The organism is Marinobacter sp. ATCH36, from assembly GCF_023555055.1.
Taxonomy (GTDB): Bacteria; Pseudomonadota; Gammaproteobacteria; order Pseudomonadales; family Oleiphilaceae; genus Marinobacter.
On sequence record NZ_JAMJPL010000001.1, the window covers coordinates 1,189,234 to 1,210,223 of the forward strand.

The window sequence follows — 20,990 nt, forward strand, 5'->3', positions numbered from 1 at the left end:
ATCCGTCACTCCTGCCGTTTCAGTTCGATGTGGATGCGTCGCATGGGCATCAGGCCCTGGGGGCGCCAGACCATCATCAACACCATGGCGGCACCGAATATGGCCATTCGGTACTCGGAGAACTCCCTTGCCAGTTCCGGCAGGATGGTGACCGCGATCGCTGCAAGGATCACCCCCATCTGGGAGCCCATGCCACCGAGCACCACAATAGCCAGGATAATGGCCGACTCCAGGAATACGAATGACTCGGGGCTGATAAAACCCTGCTTGGAGGCAAAGACAGTGCCGGCAAATCCCGCAAAGAAGGCGCCAATGGTGAAGGCGGACAGCTTTACCGCGGTGCGGCTCAGCCCAAGGGATTTGGCTGCGATTTCATCCTCACGCAGCGCTTCCCAGGCCCGGCCTACCGGCATACGCATCAACCGGCGAATGGCAATCGCCGTAATGACGGCCAGTACCAGGGCAATCAGGTACAGGAAGATGACTTTGTGCTCGCCGCTGTAGGCGATACCAAAGGTCTCGTGGAAAGACGTGTTGCCTTCCTCCTTGACCCGGCGGCCGAACTCCATGCCGAACAGGGTGGGGTCCGGAATGCCGCCGATACCATTGGGACCACCGGTCAGGCTGGTCATGTTGTTCAGCAGGATGCGGATGATCTCACCAAACCCGAGGGTAACGATGGCGAGGTAGTCCCCCCGCAATCGCAGCACCGGAAAGCCCAGTACCAGCCCGAAAAGAGCAGCAAGCAGGGCGCCTATGGGCAGGGCGAACCAGAACGAGATTCCGAAATACTGCGACAGCAGGGCAAAGGAATAGGCACCGACTGCATAGAAGGCTACATAGCCGAGGTCGAGCAGGCCTGCCAGACCCACCACCACGTTCAGGCCCAGGGCCAACATGATGTAGATAAGCACCAGGGTTGCCAGATCCACCGCGCCGCGGGAGGCGATAAAGGGCCAGATAAGAGCCCCTATAATCATCAGGGTGAGCAGCGTGGATTCCAGTTTCAGCCGTTTGCTCTGTTCCATGGGCTTGCGGTTGGCAAGCGGGTTTACAGCAGGAAGCTGGCGCAATGACCCCATTATGTTGTCCCGGTATAGCTGGAACAGGAAGACAATCAATGCCGCCAGCAGCACGCCGAGGACAGTGGAGGTTTTGGCCCCCTCGAGGGTCACGTCTATACCCTCGCTGGCAAGATTGAAACCCAGTATGGGGTACGAAATGATCAGGGTGACAATGGCGCAAAACAGCGCATGTTTCAGGTTATGAGCAGCCATCAGATCTTCTCAACCTCCGGTTTGCCGAGCAGGCCGGTGGGTTTGAACAGCAGGATCAGGATAAGCAGTCCGAAGGACACAACGTCTTTGTACTCACCGCTGAGATAACCGGAGGTCATACTTTCGGCAACGCCCAGAATGAGCCCGCCGAGCATGGCACCCGGAATACTTCCGATGCCCCCGAGTACCGCCGCAGTGAATGCTTTGAGACCCGCGATAAACCCGAACAAAGGGTCAATGGAGCCGTAGTACATACCCAGAAGCAGGCCGGCAACCGCAGCCAGCGCGGCACCGATCACAAATGTGGCCGAAATGATGCGGTTGGTATCGATGCCCAGCAGATTGGCCATGCCCAGATCCTGGGAAACGGCCCGGCAGGCCCGGCCGATGCGGGAGCGGGAAATAAACAGGGAAAGAATCGTCATGCACACCAGGGTGGTTGCGAATATGGTGATCTGCATGTAGGTGATGGAGGTCTGGAACGAGTCCTCGGCTCCGAAGCGGAAGCCGCCCTCAATCAGCGCAGGAAAACCGATGTTCCGCGACCCTTGGGCGAGGTGGACGTAGTTCTGCAGGAAAATCGACATGCCGATCGCCGAGATCAACGGAATCAGCCGGTGCTTTCCGCGCACGGGCCGGTAGGCTACCCGTTCCACGGCCCAGCCCATGGAGCTTGATACAATCATTGCGCAAATCAGCGCCACGATCAGCACCAGTGGCAACCATGCTATACCCAGAGCCGCGAGCCCGGTGATAGCGATCAGCGCAGTGTAGGCGCCGATCATGTAGATCTCACCATGGGCAAAGTTGATCATGCCGATGATGCCATAAACCATCGTATAGCCGATGGCGATCAGGGCATAGGTGCTCCCGATCGTCAGCCCGTTGATGAGCTGCTGAATAAAATACAGGAGGTCTTGCATCTGTGTGGGACTCCGATAGCCTGCTCCCTCCTCTGTGACCAGCCACTGTCCCGGGGTGCCGGGCGTGCTGGAAACAGGGTCAACAGGAGCCTAGAAAAACACCTTCTCCCGGATCGCGGTGAGAAGGTGTTCTCATAATTACCGTTTGTTAACGATTTTGGCTCAGTTTACCGGAGTTTTGCTGCCATCTGAATGCCATTCATAGACAACAAACTCGAACGATTCCATATCGCCCTTGCTGTCGTATTCAACGGTACCAATTGGTGTCTGGAAATTGCCTTCGCGCAGGGCTTCGGCAACATCAAACGGATCGGTAGAGTTGGCGGCTTCAATGCCATCGGCAATCAGCTGAACGGCGGTGTAAGAAGTTAGCACGAAGGGACCAGACGGATCCTCGCCCTTATCTTCAAAGGCCTGGACCAGTTCCTGGTTTTCCTCTTTCTCGTCGAAGCTCGGTGGCAGGGTTACCAGCAGACCCTCAGCGGCTTCACCGGCAATGGTGTTGATGTCCTTGTTACCAACGCCTTCCGGGCCCATGAAGATGGTGTCCAGCTCAGCCTGGCGTGCCTGACGCAGGATCAGGCCCAGTTCAGGGTGGTAGCCGCCATAGTAGACGTAGTCCACATCGGCCTGGCGAAGCTTGGTCACCAGCGATGAAAAGTCCTTGGCGCCGGCAGTGATGCCTTCGAACATGGCCACTTCAACACCGCCTTCTTCGAGGGTGTCACGAACTGCGGTGGCGATGCCTTCACCGTACTGCTGCTTGTCGTGAATAACGGCAACGCGTTCCGGCTCCTGGCTGATCAGGTAGTTGGCGGCAACCGGGCCCTGCATGCTGTCCAGGCCGATGGTGCGGAATATCAGCTCGTAGCCGCGTTCGGTGATTTCCGGGCTGGTGGAAGCTGGCGTAACCATCAGGATGCCTTCATCTTCATAGATGTCGGAAGCCGGCTGGGTGGAGCTGGAGCACAGGTGCCCGACCACGAAGCGCACGCCTTCGTTAACCATGTTGTTGGCAACGGTTACGGCCTGCTTGGGATCACAAACATCGTCCTGTTCAACGGCTACAAGCTGCTCTCCCATAACGCCGCCGGCTGCGTTGATCTGTTCGATCGCCATACGGGCACCGGAGAATTGCATGTCACCATACTGGGCAACGGGACCGGTCATCGGCCCTGCGATACCGATCTTGATTTCAGCGGCAGCGTGGCCAGCGCCCATGACGGCGATAGAAGTACCAATTGCAGTTACGAGTTTCTTGACTGGTGTACTCATTGGGTCTGTCCTGTTTCAGGGTTATTCTTATGTACTCAAGGATGTAAACAAACACCACACATGCTGCCTTGTCAAGCAATCAGGTGTCGGACTGCTCCTCGTCTTCCGGGAAAATAAGTTTCCGGAAACTGTCGTGATCCCGCAGCTGTTCAAAGCTGGGGTCAACTGAAGCGTCGTCCTTGTACGCCTCGGAAATATCAATCGCTTTTTGCAGTGTAGCCACTGCATCTTCCCATCTGCCAATTTCAGCATAGGCGCAGGCCAGCTGGTAGTGGGCATGGCCGTTGTCCGGTGCCAGTTTCAGCGCTCGCTGGCACAGGCTGATGGCCCATAGGGGTTCCTGCATTTCCAGCACTGCGTCGGCTTTATAGCTGAGGGCTTCCACGTCATCCGGGCGAAGATCCAAGATAGTATCGTAGGCGGCAATCTTATTCTGCTGGGAGGTTTCCTGGCTGGCTTTCAGCCATAGCGAGTGCACTTCGTTGGTTCGCTCAATCTCTGCCTGGTTTTGCTGGATGATATCGGATTTCTGCCTGAGTTGATCTTCAATGAACTCCAGCCGTTTCTCGTATTCTATTACCAGTTCGTTTACCCGCTTTTCGGCCAGGGTCGTCAGCTGATTGCGCATGTCGCGAATGGAGTTCCAGCCTATGACAACCAGGATGGAAGTGGCGCCGGCTATCAGGTAAAAGAAATAAGTGACCGTATCGGTGGCGTAGGACATGGTTTTGTCGGCTACCGAGAGCTCCTTGTCCACGACCTTTTCAATCAATTCAGCCCGGGTGTTCATCATTTCCTTGCGTAACGCCTTGCTTTCCTCAAGCAGGTACAGCTCTACGAATGGCGTGTACATGGGCTTTTCCAGGGTATCGATGCGCTGTTGTACGTCTTCCGCGGTGAGATCTTCGCCGGGATCCTGGGCGTGGGTTCCGGTGCTGAAAACCAGTGCCAAAAAGCATGAGGCAATGAGTAGTGTAAGGCGCTTCCCGGATGGGCAGTGCGGGACGTTGTTTTGAACTCGGGTATTCATCTGGCCATGTCCGTTTTGCGGAAATTCAACAAGGTGGAGACCTTAGCATAGTGGCTGCGGAAAAAATGCTGAAATTCGCGCAGGTGCCTGCAGGCCAGTGTAATAGGTGTCAGGGATTGCGGCGACTACGGCTTGCAATATCCCGGCCGAAGACCTCTAATAATTAGAGGTATAAAGAAACTGAAAGTCACGAAACGGAGTGGTGCATTGGAGAGTTACGAAGAGGTTTTGGTGGCGTTGCGCCGGGTAATAAGGGCCACGGATCTGCATTCCAAACGTCTGAGCAAGCATGCGGGACTGACGGGCCCACAGTTGCTGATAATGCGTAGTATTCGCGACCTGGGTGAGGTGACGATTGGCACCATTGCTGACAAAGTCAGCCTCAGTCAGGCCACGGTGACCACGATTCTGGACAGGCTGGAGCTTCGCAAGCTGGTTTATCGTGTTCGCAGCACCCGGGACAAGCGTAAGGTTCACGCCCATCTCACGGAGGAGGGCGTCGATATTCTGGCCCGCGCGCCACAGCCTTTGCAGGAGGATTTCATCAAGAAGTTCCAGAGCCTGGCGGAGTGGGAGCAGACGATGATTCTGGCGTCGCTTCAGCGGGTTGCCAATATGATGGATGCCGATGACATTGATGCGTCGCCGGTTCTGGATGTGGGGCCGGTGCTTCGTGAGGATGGGTGGAAGGCCAAGGCCTGAGGTTGGGTGCTGGCCTCAGAGGTGCCTGGTTCGGGGGTGGGGTTATCTTTTCTTTGGAAAAAGAACTCGCTTCGCTCAGACACCTTTTTCTGGCAGAAAAGATAACCCCACCCCCAAACCGATTTCGCCTGTTTGCGGGCCGCTTTAACTTCACGGCATCAATGCACCGAAGCCCCCTTCTTAGGCTTGTCCCCGAAGCATACCTGAAACACATCGCTGTAATGCTTGGCAAAATTCACCGTCAGCCCTTCCTTCAGGTATTCCGGCAACTCTTCATAATCGCCCTTGTTCGCCTCCGGCAGAATCAGGTTGCTGATTTTCTGGCGCCTTGCCGCGATGACTTTTTCGCGGATGCCGCCGACCGGGAGTACCTGGCCGGTGAGGGTCAGTTCGCCGGTCATGGCGAGGTTTTGCTGGGGTGACTCCCGGCGGGCGATGGACAGTAGTGCGGTGGCCATGGTGACGCCGGCGCTGGGGCCGTCTTTGGGCGTGGCGCCTTCGGGGACGTGCAGGTGCACGAAGGATTTGTCGAAGAAGGTCGGGTCGCCTTTGAATCGTTTCAGATTCGAGGAAACGAAGCTGTAGGCGATTTCGGCGGACTCTTTCATGACGTCACCCAGTTGCCCGGTGAGCTTGAAACCGCGTTGGGTGCTGTGGATGCGCGAGGCTTCGATGCTCAGGGTGGCGCCGCCCATGGCGGTCCAGGCCAGGCCAGTCACTACACCGGTGCCTTTCAGGGATTTTTCTTTGCGGAATGCCGGCTGTCCCAGATAGGTTTGCAGGTCACTCACGCCCACCTTCACCGGCTGATCCGGGTTTTCAAGCAGGCGAACGATGCCTTTGCGGATGACTTTGTGCAGCAGTTTCTCCAGGCCACGCACGCCGGCTTCCCGGGCATAGCCTTCGATGATCTGTTTTATCGCCGCGTCGGTGATGTTCATCTGCTTTTTAAGCAGGCCGGCACGTTTGAGTAGCCTTGGCATCAGGTAATGCTTGGCGATGGCCAGCTTTTCTTCGGCAATATAACCAGACAGCCGGATGACGTCCATGCGGTCCAGCAATGGCCGCGGGATGGTGTCCAGCTGGTTTGCGGTACAGATGAACAATACCTTGGACAGGTCCATGCGCACGTCCAGGTAGTGGTCGAGAAACTCCCGGTTCTGCTCCGGGTCCAGGGTTTCCAGTAGCGCGGAGGCCGGATCGCCCTGGAAGGAGGCGCCGATCTTGTCGATTTCGTCCAGCATGATCACCGGGTTCGACACTTTCGAGTCTTTCAGTGCTTGCACGAATTTACCGGGCATGGCGCCGATGTAGGTGCGGCGGTGGCCCTTGATTTCAGCCTCGTCGCGCATGCCGCCGACGCTAAAGCGGTAAAACTTGCGCCCGAGAGCGTCGGCTACGGAATGGCCAATGGAGGTTTTGCCGACGCCGGGCGGGCCCACCAGCAAGAGGATGGAACCGCTGACTTCACCCTTGAAGGTGCCCTCGGCCAGGAACTCGACAATGCGGTCTTTAACATCGTCCAGGCCGTCATGGTCACGGTCCAGAATGCGGCGGGCTTCCGCCAGATCGAAATGGTCTTCCGAGGTCAGGCCCCAGGGCACCTGGGTCAGCCAGTCGAGGTAGTTGCGGGTCACGCCATATTCCGGTGAGCCCTGCTCCAGTACCTGGAGTTTCTGGAGTTCGTCGTCAAAGCGCTCCTGAACCTGCTCTGGCGGATTCAGTTTTTCCATGCGCTCGCGGAAACGCTCGGCGTCGGCAGTCTTGTCGTCCTTCGCCATGCCCAGCTCGCGCTGAATCACCTTGAGCTGTTCCCTGAGGAAAAACTCGCGCTGATGTTTCTGGACCTTCTCGTTCACCTCCTCGCTGATTTCACTTTGCAGGCGCGCCACTTCCTGTTCCTTCGCCATCAGCAGCAGTACTTTCTCCATGCGCCGTAGCAGCGGCACGGTATTGAGCACTTCCTGAAGTTCGTGGCCCGGCGCGCTGGTCATAGAGGCGCCGAAATCCGCCAGGGGCGAGCTGTCGTCCGGCCCGAAGCGTGACAGGTACTGCTTGACCTCCTCACCATAAAGTGGGTTGGTGCGCAGCAGTTCCTTGATGGAGCTGATGATGGCCAGTGTATAGGCTTTCAGCTCGTCAGCCGCTTCCTCCGGCTCTTCCGGGTATTCCACTTCCACCAGGTAAGGCGGCCGGCGGCGTAGCCATTGGGTAATCCGGAAACGCTGCAGGCCCTGGGCGATAAACTGAACCTTGCCGCTTTCCCCCTGGGCATGGTGAACCCGCACGGCGCACCCGACCGTCTCCAATTCTTCGCTACCCGGGATGCCCTGCTCAGGGTCGGAATCTTCCACGAAGCAAATGCCCAGCACCTTGTGGTCGGTTTCGCCCACCCGCTTCAGGGTTTCCTGCCAGGGGTTCTGATTAACCACAATCGGCTGCACCTGAGCCGGGAAGAATGGCCGGTTGGAAACGGGCAAAACGTACATGCGCCGGGGCATCTGCTGTTTCGGCAGTACCAGGCTTTTGCTGTTTTCGTCCTCACCGATGTACTCGGCCAGGTCTTCTTCAGGGGCTATAAAAGAGTCGTTGCGGTTATCGTCGTTCATACCGTGCAAGCATCCTCCGGGAATGTTGATCCGGGGAGCAGTGCTCCCGGGCCTAATGCCTATGTAGCGGCGCCAGCGATTATTTCAAGGCAAGAGGTAGACTTGAATTTCTTCCCTCAGCCCCCACTTCCAACAACAATCCGTTTAGGACATTTCAGGAAACCATTTCCAGAAAACCAATTTCAGGTGCCACCCATGAGCAATTCGCCGTACATTTTCGAAGCCACCATGGACAACTTCCAGCAGGATGTCATGGAAGCCTCGTCCAGAACGCCAATCCTGATCGACGTATGGGCCGAATGGTGCGCCCCCTGCAAGCAGCTTATGCCACTGCTGGAGAAGCTGGCAGATGAGTACAGAGGCGGTTTCATGCTGGCTAAGGTGAACGCTGATGAGCAGGAGCAACTCACCGGTAGCCTGGGTGTGCGAAGCCTGCCAACTGTCATCCTGGTTAAAGATGGCCAGGCCGTTGACGGGTTCAACGGCGCACTGCAGGAAAGCGAGATCCGCAAGATTCTCGACAAGCACATCGAGATACCGGAAGAAGAGGAGGCTCCCTACGACAAGGCCCATCGCTTATGGGAAGAGGGTGATGTAGAAGCGGCCCTTGCGGTTCTCACCGAGATGAACCGGAACGATCCGGAAGATCTGAAGGTACTGATTGACCTGGCCCAGCTGAAAGCGGAACTGGGCGATTTGGAAACCGCCGAACAGGTACTGGAAAGCCTGCCGCCGGAAGAAAAAATGCAGCACCAGGCCAAGCAACTGGCAGCCCGGCTGAAGTTCCTGAAGGCGTCCGCGGAGCTCCCTCCTGTTCATGAGCTGGAAGATGCACTGGACAAAGACCCGCAAGACCCCAACGCCTTGCATCTGCTGGCCTTGCACCACATTCTGCAGGAAAACAACGCCGAAGCCATGGAACTGCTGATCCGCCTGATGCGGGTGGATAGCAAGTACAAGGACGAAGTGGCGAAAACGACACTGATTGAGCTGTTCGATAAGCTGGGCAACAACAATCCGGATGTACGCACGTATCGGCGTAAGCTCTATACGCTCATGCATTGATCCCTCGTAGGTCGGGTAGAGCCAAAGGCGAAACCCGACAACACGTTATTTCCAAATGAAGCGGATCACGCTGTAGTGCCCCTCTCCATCAAAAAGGAGCCTCTTGGCGATAGGTAGGTAAGCGGATAACACGCTTTGATGTTCCTTGTGCACAAGCTCATCGCTTTGACCGTGAATGACACGCACGGGCACCTTGAGGTTCTCCGGCCGGAAAGGCCATCGTTGTGCAATCAGGCGGGAGTCCCGGGCAAGTGCTTTGGCCGATCCTGTCGGGCCCTGCTGCAATGCTGTTTCAGTGCTTTTGTGAAAGGCTCGCCGTAACTGTTCAGAAGAAAGGTGTTCGCGATCAAGCTGCCCGGCTGAACTGATTAGTGCGTCCGATAAAACCTCAGCCGACTCCGTAAGCACCTGTAATTCCCTGGCAAGTTTATCCGTATCTTCGAGCGCAGCTTGCCACGCGTTTGCTGTCAGCTCCGACGCATAGGCAAACGGATTATCCATCAGTGGCACGGCCGGTGTTGCGGCGATCGTGAGCTGTTTTATTCGTTCGCCAAGATCATGAGCGGTTGCCATGGCAAATACCCCACCTCCGGAAAAACCGGATACCGAAAAGCGCTGCAACCCGAGATGGTCGGCCAGTTGGCGAAGGTCAGCCGAGTGCTGTTCAAAACTGTAGTGAGGGTGGGGAGTCGAATCGCCATAGCCGGGGCGATCAGGAATAATTATTCGCACGCCTCGGGCACTCAGGTCCTCAGCGAGGTGTGCCAGCTCATATCGAGAGCCCGGGATTCCGTGACAGTGAACCCAGGTGCCATTAACGCCATCTCCCGTGTCTGAATAGCTTAAGGTGCGGCCATCTGACAGCTGCAAGTGCCGGGTTTGTGAATCATTCATCCGGCTGTCTCAGCATGTCGGCACTGAGCAGAAGCATGCGCTGCAACGCTGCCTGCCTGTTGACTCCTGTTTTTTGCATGATGGACTTCAGCTGTGTCCTGCCGGTGTGTGGAGAGATCTGCAGAAGTGCGCTTGCTTCAGAGACATCAAGGCCGGTCACCAGAAAACTGGCAAGCCGATATTCCGCGGGTGTCAGGTTGTACATTGTGGTGAGCTGACTCTGGTTCAGATGCGCTGGTCGGCCGGCATCCAGAAGGAAGCAGAGTATGCCGGGAACATGCGCCCTGCCGATGTGAAATCCGGTTCGGGTCTGAAGGGACTGTGTCATCACCAGGCATGCTCCCGTCTGGCCCAGTTTCAGGGTTTCGGTCAGTGACTGGTTTTCGGTCAGCTTACGGACCATGGCTTTAAGAACATCAGGCGAATTCGTCGATTCCGACCTCAGGCGTCCGCGCCTTAGGCCGAGGCCATAGGTGTTGGTGGCGAGCGCATCTTCTGCCGCTGCATTCATCCAGTCGACACCGAGCGCTGCATCCATGTGCCAGACACCGAAGGGCAGGTGGTCAAGAGCCCGGTTCGCCTGCCTCAGAGATTCGTTAAGGCTGTTCAATAGTCGGGACAGTCTGATCACCCGCTGCAGGTGAGGGCTGAAGAATTCCAGAGTGCTGACTTCTTCTCTGGTAAAGCAACCACGATGTTTGGGCCGGTGAATTCCGATGTGCATGCCGCGGCCCCCTTCGCGTTCAAACTGGGTACCCATGGCGTAAAAATTACCGTTGGGGCGAAACACGGTTTGATAATGCTCCGAACGTTCGAAATCCTGATCGCTGATAATGGAAGTACTTTCGAGCACCTCGCCCAGTGGGCCAGTTGCTATGCGCTCACGAAAAGGATCCAGTCCAACGGCTTCTGATTCGTAGCGCTGGTTGGAGTGTTGCTGAAAGCCGATGGTGTAGGAGTGGTAGACCACGGGGTCATGCAGGTCAGTCAATCGAAGGGAGGCAGTATCCGCGCGGAACAGGGTTGCGAGTTTGCCCAGAAAGACCGGCCATTGCGTGGGATCGGTTGTGCGTTCGTACAGATCATTCAGCAGTGAGGGGGCTGCTGAGACTACATCCTTCAAAACAGTCGACTCCTGTTGATTTTTTGTACATATTATTTGCGTTCCCGAAGTAAAGCACAGGTGTAAAGCTTAGGCAAAAAAAAGGCTCTGAAAGCCACTTGGGTTTGCGACAAACGGGGAGATATACAAGTGGAAGCAGTATCGAGTGGCAGGAGTAGCGGCCCCGAGAAGGGGCCGCCTGCACGAGGTCGGCTGTTAACCGTTACCCTTCTTCATTTCCTCATACTCATCCTCAAAGAAGAATTTCTCTTCTCCGAGCGCCGGCTCCAGCTCATGCAGCCAGGTGGCGGTTTCACTGTACTTGGCAAAGAACGGCCGCTGTACCCAGTCCGGGTTCCGGGCCTGGATAAACCTCAGTACGAACACCTTCTCACCGTGGATCTCGGTGATGCCCTGCACCTCTACCTTGCCAGGGCCGGCACTCATGGATGGGCCGCGGGCGGTGCGGGCCAGGCCGGACACCTGCTTCATGGCCTCGCGGTAGATGTGGAATGCCTCTACCAGGGGGACTTCGAAGTAGTTCTTGGCGCCGGTGTCCCGCTCCACAAACATATAGTAAGGGATGATGCCAAGCTGCACTTCCTTGTCCCACAGTCTGGCCCAGTCGTCGGCATTATCGTTTACATGCTTGATCAATGGGCCCTGGGCACGAATTTCCGCGCCGGTGGCACGCAAGCGGCGAATAGCCTCTTCCGCAATCTCGGTGGTGATTTCCTGCCAATGGTTATAGTGGGCCATGATGGCCACGTGCTTGCCGGCATCTACCAGGCGGGCGAACAGGTCGATCAGCTCATCCGCATCCTTATCGGTCACAAAGCGATACGGCCAGAAGGTGAGGGCCTTGGTGCCGATACGGATGGTCTGGATATGATCGAATTCAGGCTGCAGCAGCGGTTCCAGGTATTGAACCAGGTGTTTGGTTTTCATCACCATGGGGTCGCCACCAGTCAAGAGAAGATCGCTGACTTCGGTATGTTCCTGAAGGTAGCCATGCAGCTTTTCGGCTTCGGTGCTGGCCATCTTCAGGTCTTTGTCACCCACGAACTGCGCCCAGCGGAAGCAGAAGGTGCAGTAGGAGTGGCAGGTCTGGCCCTGGGCGGGGAAGAACAGAACGGTTTCCCGGTACTTGTGCTGCACGCCGTCCAGAACCTCGCCATTCAGCTCCGGCATGTTCATTTCCATCTGGCCGGCGGGGTGCGGATTAAGCTCGTCGCGAATTTCTTTGGCAACGGCCTGGATTTCCTTCTTGTCGGCGCCGTCCCGGTGCATCGCTGCCATGCGCTCGTAATGCGCTTCCTTCAGCATGCCTTTTTGCGGAAAGACCAACTGGTAGATGGGGTCGTTGGGTACTTTGTCCCAGTTGATGAGCTCGTTGATCACATATTCGTTAACGCGGAAGGGTAGCACGCTGGCGACCACTTTCATTTCGAACAGGGTCTCCTCGGGGAGGCTCTGTATTACGTCGATCTTGTCGAGCTGGCGGTCCGTATAGACCTTGAAGCGCCGCTCTTCGAACTCGGCAGTCGGAATCCGGTTCGGGAACGTGACGATGGAGTTCATAGATCGCCCTCTTTGATGATTCGCCAAATTCAGGAGGGTGGGATTCGCCACCACTCCGCTGGTTAAAAAACGGGCAGGCGAGTATACATAAATACAAAAGCATTTTCAGGTCTAACTAAAAATGCCTGAAACAGGTAGGAATCCTACGACATTGGTCTGAATACGCTTGTTTGGAGATGAAAAAGGCGCCATTATTGCGTAACTAACCGAAATAGTCTGGGTGTTTAGTAGCAATTCGTCCTGAAAATTGAAGTATGGCACCAAAATGTAGTAAAAATACTACGTGATTCCGGGTTGGTTCAGGCCAAAAGCCGTCAAAGCAATGCGCTTCAGGCAGTAAAACTGGCAATCGTGTTCTATGCTTGTTCAAGGTAATGAACAGGCGAATACCCACAACAAAACGTTCTGCATTCCATCGCAGCTTATCGACACTGCAGGGCGCTCAGCTGCTGATCGTGGCACGCGCCGCACTTTTAATGCCAAGGGGAGGGTTTGATGTACCAGGATGATGATCCCATAGAGACCAGTGAATGGCTGGATGCGCTGGAGTCTCTGATCGAGAACGAAGGCGTAGACCGGGCCAAATATATACTTGAGAGGCTCTCCGAGCGAGCCAGCCGGGATGGTACCCAGCTACCCTATTCCATCACCACGCCGTTCCGGAACAGTATTCCTGTTTCCCAGCAGAAGCCGATGCCCGGTGATCTGTTCATGGAGCGCCGTATCCGCTCTCTGATCCGCTGGAACGCCATGGCCATGGTCATGCGAGCCAATCAGAGGCCTGGTGATCTGGGCGGCCACGTTTCATCCTTCTCCTCTGCGGCCACCCTGTATGACGTTGGCTTCAACTATTTTTTCCATGGCGGCGACGGCAAACGCGAATCTGATCTGGTGTACTTCCAGGGGCACTCTTCGCCGGGCATTTATGCTCGCTCCTTCCTGGAAGGTCGTTTCGACGAAAAAGACCTGGACAAGTATCGTGAGGAAGTGGACGGCACAGGCCTGTCTTCGTACCCGCATCCCTGGCTGATGCCCGATTACTGGCAATTCCCGACAGTGTCCATGGGCCTTGGCCCAATCCAGGCCATCTACCAGGCCCATGTGATGAAGTATCTGGATAGCCGTGAGCTCATCGAGATGGGCGACCGCAAAGTCTGGTGCTTTGTCGGTGACGGCGAATGTGATGAACCGGAAACCCTCGGCTCTATTTCGATGGCTGGCCGGGAAAATCTCAGCAACCTCATTTTCGTGGTTAACTGCAACCTGCAACGTCTGGACGGCCCGGTTCGTGGTAACGGCAAGATCATTCAGGAGCTGGAAGGCGTCTTCCGTGGTGCCGGCTGGAACGTGACGAAAGTGATCTGGGGCCGCCACTGGGACCCACTGTTCGAGAACGACAAGGATGGCATGATGCAGCGCACCATGGATGAGGTGTGCGACGGCGAATTGCAGAATTTCAAGAGCAACGGCCCGGCCTACACCCGCAAGCACTTTTTCGGCAGGTATCCGGAAACGGCGAAACTGGTTGAAGGTCTGTCGGATGATGAGATCAACAAACTCAACCGTGGCGGGCATGATCCCTACAAGATTTATGCGGCCTACCACCGCGCGATTAACGATAACGGAGGTCGACCCACCGTTATCCTGGCCCACACCATCAAGGGCTACGGATTTGGCGAAGCCGGCGAGGCACAGAACACCGCGCATTCACTGAAGAAGCTGGATATTGAACAGCTGAAGGCCTTCCGTGACCGGTTCGCGGTGCCGCTGAAGGATGAGGAGCTCAACGACGTTCCGTATTACCGGCCGGCACCGGACAGCCCGGAAGTTGTTTACATGAAGAAGCGCCGCCAGGAACTGGGCGGTTTCTATCCCAAGCGCCGCAAAGACTGTCAGCCGTTGCAGATTCCCGATCTGGATATCTTCAAGGCGGTGCTGGAAGGTTCCGGTGACCGGAAAATTTCCACCACAATGGCCTTTGTGCGGATACTGACAGCACTGACAAAAGACAAGCGCATCGGTAAGCGAGTGGTTCCGATCGTGCCGGATGAGGCCCGTACCTTCGGTATGGAAGGTATGTTCCGTCAGCTGGGTATTTACACCGCTGAAGGCCAGAAGTACGTCCCGGAAGACCGGGACCAGATCATGTACTACCGGGAAGACAAGAAGGGCCAGATCCTCGAGGAAGGCATCAACGAGGATGGTTCCATGGCGGCCTGGATGGCGGCAGCTACCTCCTACAGTACCAACAACTTCCCGCTGATCCCGTTCTACATCTTCTATTCCATGTTCGGCTTCCAGCGTGTGGGTGACCTGGCTTGGGCTTCCGGTGACATTCAGGCCCGTGGCTTCCTGATCGGTGGCACGGCCGGCCGCACCACCCTTAACGGCGAAGGCCTGCAGCATCAGGATGGTCACAGCCACGTTCTGGCCAACACTATTCCGAACTGTAAGGCTTACGATCCGGCTTACGGCTACGAAATGGCGGTGGTGCTTCGTCACGGCATGAAAGAGATGTATGAAGACAACAAGAACGTCTTCTACTACCTGACGATTGAGAACGAGAACTACGAGCAGCCGGCAATGCCCAAAGATTGCGAAGACGGCATCATCAAAGGTATGTACCTGTTCGAGTCGGTCGAAACCAAGGGGCGCAAGAAAACACCCCGGGTACAGCTGCTTGGCGCTGGCGCCATCCTCAACGAAGTACGTGCCGCGGCCCAGATGCTGAAAGACGACTGGGGCGTTGCTTCCGATGTGTGGAGTGTGACCAGCTTCAACGAGCTGGCCCGTGAAGGGCAGCATGTCGAGCGCTGGAACCGTCTGCACCCGGATGACAAGGCCAAGAAAGCCTATGTCACCCAGTGCCTGGAGAATCAGACCGGGCCAGTGGTGTCTTCTACCGATTACATCAAGCTGCACTCCGAGCAGCTCCGGGCGTTCATCCCCAAAACCTACCTGACTCTCGGTACCGATGGCTTCGGCCGCAGTGACACCCGGGAGAAGCTGCGCAGCTTCTTTGAAGTGGACCGGTACAACGTAACGGTGTCGGCGCTGTCAGCCCTGGCTCAGGATGGTGAGGTGAAGAACGATGTGGTTCTCGACGCCATGCGCAAGTACGGAATCGATCGCAATAAAACGAACCCGGTGCTGAGCTAAGGAGACCGCTATGAGTGAGCAGGAAATCAAGGTTCCGGATCTCGGCGGTGCGGACGAGGTTGAGGTTATTGAAGTACTCGTCAGCAAGGGGGATTCGGTTGAAGAAGAAGATCCGATACTGACGGTCGAGTCCGATAAGGCGTCCGTTGAGTTGCCTTCGCCCGGTGCAGGCAAGATCACCAAAATTACCGTCAAGGTGGGTGATAAGGTCAAGGAAGGCGACGTTGTGGGGATGATGGAAGCCAGCGGTGATGCTGGTGGTTCCGATGATTCCGGTGACGACGAGCCTGAGCAGAAAGCCGATGAAAAGGCCGAAGAAAAACAGGAGGAGAAGCCGGCGGAAACCAAGCCAGCTGCGAAGAAGTCTTCCGGCGGCTCCCGCAAGGAAACCGTCACGGTGCCGGCGCTGGATGGCTTCGACAACGTCCCGATCATCGAGATCAATGTCGCCGAGGGCGACACCATCGAAGCGGATGATCCGCTGGTGACTGTGGAATCCGACAAGGCCACCATGGAGATTCCTTCGCCCTATGCAGGCAAAGTTGGCAAGATCCTGGTGTCCGAAGGTGACAAGCTTTCTGAAGGCGACAAGCTGCTGGAAATGACCGTTCAGGAAGACGGTGGCGAACAGGACGAGGCCTCTGAAGAGGGAGAAAAGCCCGAGCCGAAATCGGAGGATAAGCCCAAATCCGAGGATAAGCCGAAGCAGGAAGCGCCCGAGCCACAGGGCTCTACCTACGAGCCACCCGCGCCGGGTACGAAGGTGCATGCCGGCCCCGCAGTGCGCAAGCTGGCCCGTGAGTTGGGTGCTGATCTGGCCCGTATCAAAGGCTCGGGTCCCAAGAGCCGGATTATCAAAGACGACGTCCACGCCTATGTGAAGAGCCAGCTCAAGCAGGCTCAGCAGGGCGGTGGCGTTGCGACCGGCTCTGGTATTCCCGGCGTCAAACTTCCGGACTTCAGCCAGTTTGGTGAGGTCAAGCGTGAAGCCATGTCGCGGATGATGTTCGCAACCGCGAACAACATGCAGCGCAGCTGGCTGAACGTGCCCCATGTCACGCAGTTCGAGGATGCGGATATCACCGACATGGAGGATTTCCGCAAGGCCCAGAAGGCAGCCGGCGAGAAGAAGGGCGTGAAGATGACGCCGCTGCCGTTCCTGCTGAAGGCCTGTGCCACGGCACTGGCGGAGCTGCCACAGTTCAATGTGTCCCTGGACATGGAACGTAAGGAAGTGGTGCGCAAGCAGTTCATTCACATCGGGATTGCGGTGGATACGCCCAATGGGCTGATGGTGCCGGTGATCAGGGATGTGGACAAGAAGGGGCTGTGGGAGCTCGCGGCAGAGAGTGCGGAGCTGGCCCAGAAGGCCCGGGACAAGCAGCTGAAGCCCGCTGAAATGCAGGGTGCCTGCTTTACCATCACCAGCCTGGGTGGCATTGGCGGCACGGCGTTTACGCCGATTGTGAATACGCCGGAGGTGGCAATTCTTGGGGTGTCCAAGGCGGCAATGAAGCCGGTCTGGGATGGCAAGGATTTCCAGCCACGGCTGATGCTGCCGCTGTCGCTGTCCTACGATCACCGGGCGGTGAACGGGGCGGATGCAGCCCGGTTTACCTCTGTGCTAAGTCAGTTGCTTGGGGATATTCGCTCTCTTCTTCTTTGACTTTTGGTGGTTGATTGCCTTGTAGTCTGCGGGTTACGGGGCTTTCGCGAGGCCGGTCAGGTTATTCAGAACACGCCCGTGGATACGTCCCTGTAGGGCTCGGTCGCGCCATCCCTGGCGCTCCACGGTTCTGATTAACCTGACCTGCCTCGCTTGTTTTTGCCTTGGTAATATCGCCTTTCTGATTTTTCTGGTCTTCAAAACGTACATATCTAATTATTTTGTGCATTTTTACGTACAATTTTGGTTGTATTCAATGTTGTGCGCTAAAATAAACATCTAGTCCCTATATGTACGTTTTGGTGAACAATGCCTAAATCGGTAGAAGCGCAAACCTACAATATTCGTCAGGTTCAGGATGCCCTGAAAGCTACCGGTGAGCTCATTGCCACCGCCCGCAAGGAGCGGAAATGGAGTCAGTCTGAGCTCGGTAAGCGTCTGGGTGGCGTGGATCGGCGGCATATCAGTGCCCTGGAAAATGGCGACCCGGCGGCGGACTTTGGCCTGGTGGTCAGTGCGCTTTGGGTTCTGAATCTGCCTCTTCTTTCGACGCTCCCGCTCAGTGCTCAAGAATCTTCGGGAACTGTGGGTTCTCTTGTTGATGCGTTGGTGAACCTTTCATCACGTTCCAGGCCCCGTACTTCTGCATCGGTAACCCGAAACGCTGCAGCGCACGGGGTAACTGGGAGAGTCACCGGGAAAAAGGTAATCGACAATGATTTCTGAAGAGGCGTTTCTCTGGTTCTATCTTCCCGGGGAGATAGAGCCGGTTGTGTGTGGCGTTGTTGCTTTCAACGGCTACGAGCATGTCTTCCGTTACGCACGAAGCTACCTTGAACGCAATAATGCCATTCCCCTGGCGCCTCCGGGCCGCCCTTTGGGGAAGCTGACTGAAGATGAGGCTGTGCTTGATGCCGAGCTGAACAGTGCTATTCGAGATGCCTCTCCGGATGCGTGGGGGCGTAATGTCATGTTGCGGGAGTTCGCAAATACGCCGGGTCGTAAACAAAGCGAACTTGGCGAGATCGATTTCCTGCTCCGGGCGGGGCCGGATCGCATCGGCGCGCTGGATGCGACAAACGATTCGAAGCACTACATCCCGAAGAAAAGCCACGCAGCGCCGCTGGAGGAACTGCTGGAAGCAGCCGATAGAATCGACCAGGGCAAAGCCCTGGATCCGCATCTTGATGCTGCTCTGAATCATGGCACAAGTGTCGGCGGGGCTCGCCCGAAAGCGCTTCTCCATGAAAACGATGAGTACTGGATTGCCAAATTCAGTTCCAGCAGGGACTACGCCGATATGGTGGGTGTAGAAGGTGGCGGTATGCAACTGGCTCTGAAGGCTGGGGTTAACGTTGCTGAAACACGGATTGTGGAGGTGTTGAACAAGCGGGTGATCCTGGTGCGTCGGTTCGATCGCACAGTTACCCCGGAAGGCGCACATCGGCGGCATATGATCAGCGCCATGACACTTCTGAATCTGGATGAATACGCGGTTCGGGCCGGTTATTCGAGCTACCTTGAGCTGGCGGATGTGCTGCGCCAGTATGCCCGGGACTTCCAGGAAGACGGCGCTGAACTGTTTCGCCGGATGGCGTTCAATATCCTGATCGGGAATGTGGATGATCATGCCCGCAACCATGCCTGTTTCTGGGACGGCCGGTTTCTGGACCTGACACCGGCCTATGATGTGTGCCCGCAGCCAAGAGCTGGAATTTCGGCGGATCAGGCTATGGTTGTTGGTGAGTGGGGGCGGAAGGCAAACCTCAAGAATGCCATCAGTAACTGTGGTCGCTTCGGGCTCGAAAAAGATCAGGCAAGCGAGATGATCGAGCGAATGGTTGAGGTGGTCCGGAAACACTGGTGGGAGATGTTTTCCCAAGCCGGAACGCCGGAGGGCGACCTCAATTTTCTGTCCCAGGCGACTATTCTTAGCGAATCGATTTTCTACGATTTGGAGTGAAGCTGGTCATTTTCCCCCTGGCCTGTTAGTTGCGTGGATTTCCGCGAGGCCGGTCAGGTTATTCAGAACACGCCCGTGGATACGTCCCTGTAGGGCTCGGTCGCGCCATCCCTGGCGCTTCACGGTTCTGACTAACCTGACCAGCCTCGCTTGTTTTAGCTTCTGTGAGATCGCAGTTCTCCTTCAGTATCTTTTGCACACTTATGGGTAGCCGGATTCTCAGCGGTATTCGCGCCGATGCAGCCCATCTATTTCCTCTCCATGATTTTAAATAGCCCTCTCGCGACCCATGGATAACCGGATGACGAAGGCGCTGCCGCTGCTTTAAAGAGCCTAGGTGGATGTTGGTGGGAGTGCGATGGGGGCGGGGGAGTGGTTTTAATCCAGGCAAACAAAAACCCCGGCCGAAGCCGGGGTTTCTGCTGAGTTAACTAACTTCTAACGGAAGGATTAGAAGTTGTACTGAGCCAAATACATGATGCGATTTGCATCGCCGTCGGCTCCGCCTTGGGCTTCGGTTTCCAGATTTTCGAACTGTACACCCATGCTAACGCTATCAGCCGGACTCCACATGTAGTTGACATACATCGTGGTGTTGGATTCTGTCGTGCCTGCTGGCACTGCTCCACTTTGAACGGCGTCATCCAAATCTGACATTGACGTGCCGTAGCCTACGTTGACCGAGCGTCCACCACCCAGGCCAAAGCTAGCACCCAGTGCACCGCCTACTGCTTCTATGGTCTCCAGATCGCCATTGGCGTCTACGTAAGCATCTGCTCCGGCAAAGTTGGTGCCCGCGCGATATACATACGCATTGGCGCCATCCGCATAGTTGATCGCGCCTTGGATGGAGATCATATCGGTAACGGCAAGTTTACCGGCCAGGAACGCGCCATAACCAATGGCTGAATCATCGGCTGTACCTGTGTCGTAACTTGTTTGCTTGGCCATGACGGCTGCCGCGTAAGAAAATCCACCCTGTGAATCTTCAAGCTTTGCAGTCAGTGCAGGAGTGCTTGTCTTGGCAGTGCCGCCTGAGTTTGCTACTCCTCCATAGTCGATCGGATTCTCGAGTGAGAAGGAGAGGGGGCCGGTCATGTAGGTGATTTGTTCGGTCCGGTCTTGTGTACCAGCAACACCCGGAACGCCATCAAAGTCCACATTCGCGGTGTTACCGACCCAAGAGTTATAGTTAGACCAGTATCGGCCAATTCTTACACCCTTATACTCGCCATAGGCGTGGCGTAGGCGCGCATCAATGTTGGCGCTATTGTCGAAGTCGTACTCGATAACAGCTTTTACGCCTTGCGGGTTGACTACAGAAAGACCAACACGGCTGGTATTCGCGTCCATACCGAAATGGCCGTCGGCTGTATCTGCATCGCCTTTTGTGATTGCACCGAAGTTACCGGCTCGGCCGCCGTTAGAAATATCTTCGTCTATGTCATAGGCCGCAACTATTCGAGCAAATCCGTAGAGATTTGTCTCATAGTCACCAGTGCTCAATTCTACCGCGCCAGCCTGACCAGCTACGCCAAATACTGCCGCTGCTGCAGTCGCACGAATTGCCATTCTCAATTTGTTGCTTTGCATCTTTGTTGTCTCCACACTTATTTTTGTTGGACCCACTTCAAGGTAGTTACGAAACTGTGACATTTCAAATAAATTTTTGCATTAATTAGACGAATGTCTATGTAACGAAATCGCCGGGTTAGGGGAACTTTTTGAGAATTGTGTTTATTTC

Annotated in this window: 15 protein-coding genes; 6 read left to right on the top strand and 9 right to left on the bottom strand. The window is 56.0% G+C overall.

The annotated features are described in order from the left end of the window. Positions 1-5: 5 nt before the first annotated feature. The 4 genes from M8010_RS05330 to M8010_RS05345 all read right to left on the bottom strand — a co-directional run bounded on the left by M8010_RS05330 (position 6) and on the right by M8010_RS05345 (position 4,505). Positions 6-1,277, bottom strand: coding sequence for a high-affinity branched-chain amino acid ABC transporter permease LivM (locus tag M8010_RS05330; protein ID WP_250089465.1), 1,272 nt, complete (start codon positions 1,275-1,277; stop codon positions 6-8). Continuing rightward, a complete protein-coding gene (gene livH, locus M8010_RS05335; protein ID WP_250089467.1) occupies positions 1,277-2,200 on the bottom strand; it encodes a high-affinity branched-chain amino acid ABC transporter permease LivH in 924 nt (307 codons plus the stop codon). The genes M8010_RS05330 and livH overlap by 1 nt, the downstream gene beginning before the upstream one ends. 162 nt (positions 2,201-2,362) lie before the next feature. Beyond that, on the bottom strand, positions 2,363-3,475 hold the full coding sequence (locus M8010_RS05340; RefSeq protein ID WP_250089468.1) for a branched-chain amino acid ABC transporter substrate-binding protein: 1,113 nt from the start codon (positions 3,473-3,475) through the stop codon (positions 2,363-2,365). Between the two features lie 79 nt (positions 3,476-3,554). Further along, entirely contained in the window at positions 3,555-4,505 is a 951-nt protein-coding gene (locus tag M8010_RS05345) for a tetratricopeptide repeat protein (protein ID WP_250089476.1), read from the bottom strand. Positions 4,506-4,712: 207 nt separating this feature from the next. On the opposite strand from M8010_RS05345, the gene M8010_RS05350 reads away from it, so the two are divergent. Further along, on the top strand, positions 4,713-5,207 hold the full coding sequence (locus M8010_RS05350) for a MarR family winged helix-turn-helix transcriptional regulator (RefSeq protein ID WP_250089478.1): 495 nt from the start codon (positions 4,713-4,715) through the stop codon (positions 5,205-5,207). A 158-nt stretch (positions 5,208-5,365) separates the two neighbouring features. On the opposite strand, the gene lon is transcribed toward M8010_RS05350, so the two are convergent. Further along, on the bottom strand, positions 5,366-7,816 hold the full coding sequence (lon, locus tag M8010_RS05355; protein WP_250089480.1) for an endopeptidase La: 2,451 nt from the start codon (positions 7,814-7,816) through the stop codon (positions 5,366-5,368). 195 nt (positions 7,817-8,011) lie between these two features. Here lon and M8010_RS05360 point away from each other — a divergent pair, with 195 nt between their 5' ends. After that, entirely contained in the window at positions 8,012-8,881 is an 870-nt protein-coding gene (locus M8010_RS05360) for a tetratricopeptide repeat protein (RefSeq protein WP_250089482.1), read from the top strand. Between the two features lie 45 nt (positions 8,882-8,926). Here M8010_RS05360 and M8010_RS05365 read toward each other — a convergent pair whose 3' ends face one another. The 3 genes from M8010_RS05365 to M8010_RS05375 all read right to left on the bottom strand — a co-directional run bounded on the left by M8010_RS05365 (position 8,927) and on the right by M8010_RS05375 (position 12,458). Continuing rightward, positions 8,927-9,775, bottom strand: a complete 849-nt coding sequence (locus M8010_RS05365) for an alpha/beta fold hydrolase (RefSeq protein ID WP_250089484.1) — start codon at positions 9,773-9,775, stop codon at positions 8,927-8,929. Continuing rightward, positions 9,768-10,898, bottom strand: coding sequence for a helix-turn-helix transcriptional regulator (locus M8010_RS05370; protein ID WP_250089485.1), 1,131 nt, complete (start codon positions 10,896-10,898; stop codon positions 9,768-9,770). Before M8010_RS05370 ends, M8010_RS05365 begins: the two co-directional genes overlap by 8 nt. Positions 10,899-11,093: 195 nt before the next feature. Further along, positions 11,094-12,458: a KamA family radical SAM protein gene (locus tag M8010_RS05375; RefSeq protein WP_250089487.1), complete on the bottom strand. Its 1,365-nt coding sequence runs from the start codon at positions 12,456-12,458 to the stop codon at positions 11,094-11,096. 495 nt (positions 12,459-12,953) lie between these two features. Here M8010_RS05375 and aceE point away from each other — a divergent pair, with 495 nt between their 5' ends. From aceE to M8010_RS05395, 4 genes are all read left to right on the top strand, one after another. Further along, positions 12,954-15,617 (top strand): pyruvate dehydrogenase (acetyl-transferring), homodimeric type, encoded by a 2,664-nt coding sequence (gene aceE, locus M8010_RS05380; protein WP_250089503.1) that lies wholly within the window; start codon positions 12,954-12,956, stop codon positions 15,615-15,617. Between the two features lie 10 nt (positions 15,618-15,627). Continuing rightward, positions 15,628-17,283: a dihydrolipoyllysine-residue acetyltransferase gene (gene aceF / locus M8010_RS05385; protein ID WP_250089504.1), complete on the top strand. Its 1,656-nt coding sequence runs from the start codon at positions 15,628-15,630 to the stop codon at positions 17,281-17,283. A gap of 309 nt (positions 17,284-17,592) precedes the next feature. Beyond that, a complete protein-coding gene (locus tag M8010_RS05390; RefSeq protein WP_250089505.1) occupies positions 17,593-18,009 on the top strand; it encodes a helix-turn-helix transcriptional regulator in 417 nt (138 codons plus the stop codon). Further along, positions 17,999-19,246, top strand: a complete 1,248-nt coding sequence (locus M8010_RS05395) for a type II toxin-antitoxin system HipA family toxin (protein WP_250089512.1) — start codon at positions 17,999-18,001, stop codon at positions 19,244-19,246. The genes M8010_RS05390 and M8010_RS05395 overlap by 11 nt, the downstream gene beginning before the upstream one ends. Before the next feature lie 450 nt (positions 19,247-19,696). On the opposite strand, the gene M8010_RS05400 is transcribed toward M8010_RS05395, so the two are convergent. After that, positions 19,697-20,839: a DcaP family trimeric outer membrane transporter gene (locus M8010_RS05400; protein ID WP_250089515.1), complete on the bottom strand. Its 1,143-nt coding sequence runs from the start codon at positions 20,837-20,839 to the stop codon at positions 19,697-19,699. Between the last annotated feature and the right edge of the window lie 151 nt (positions 20,840-20,990).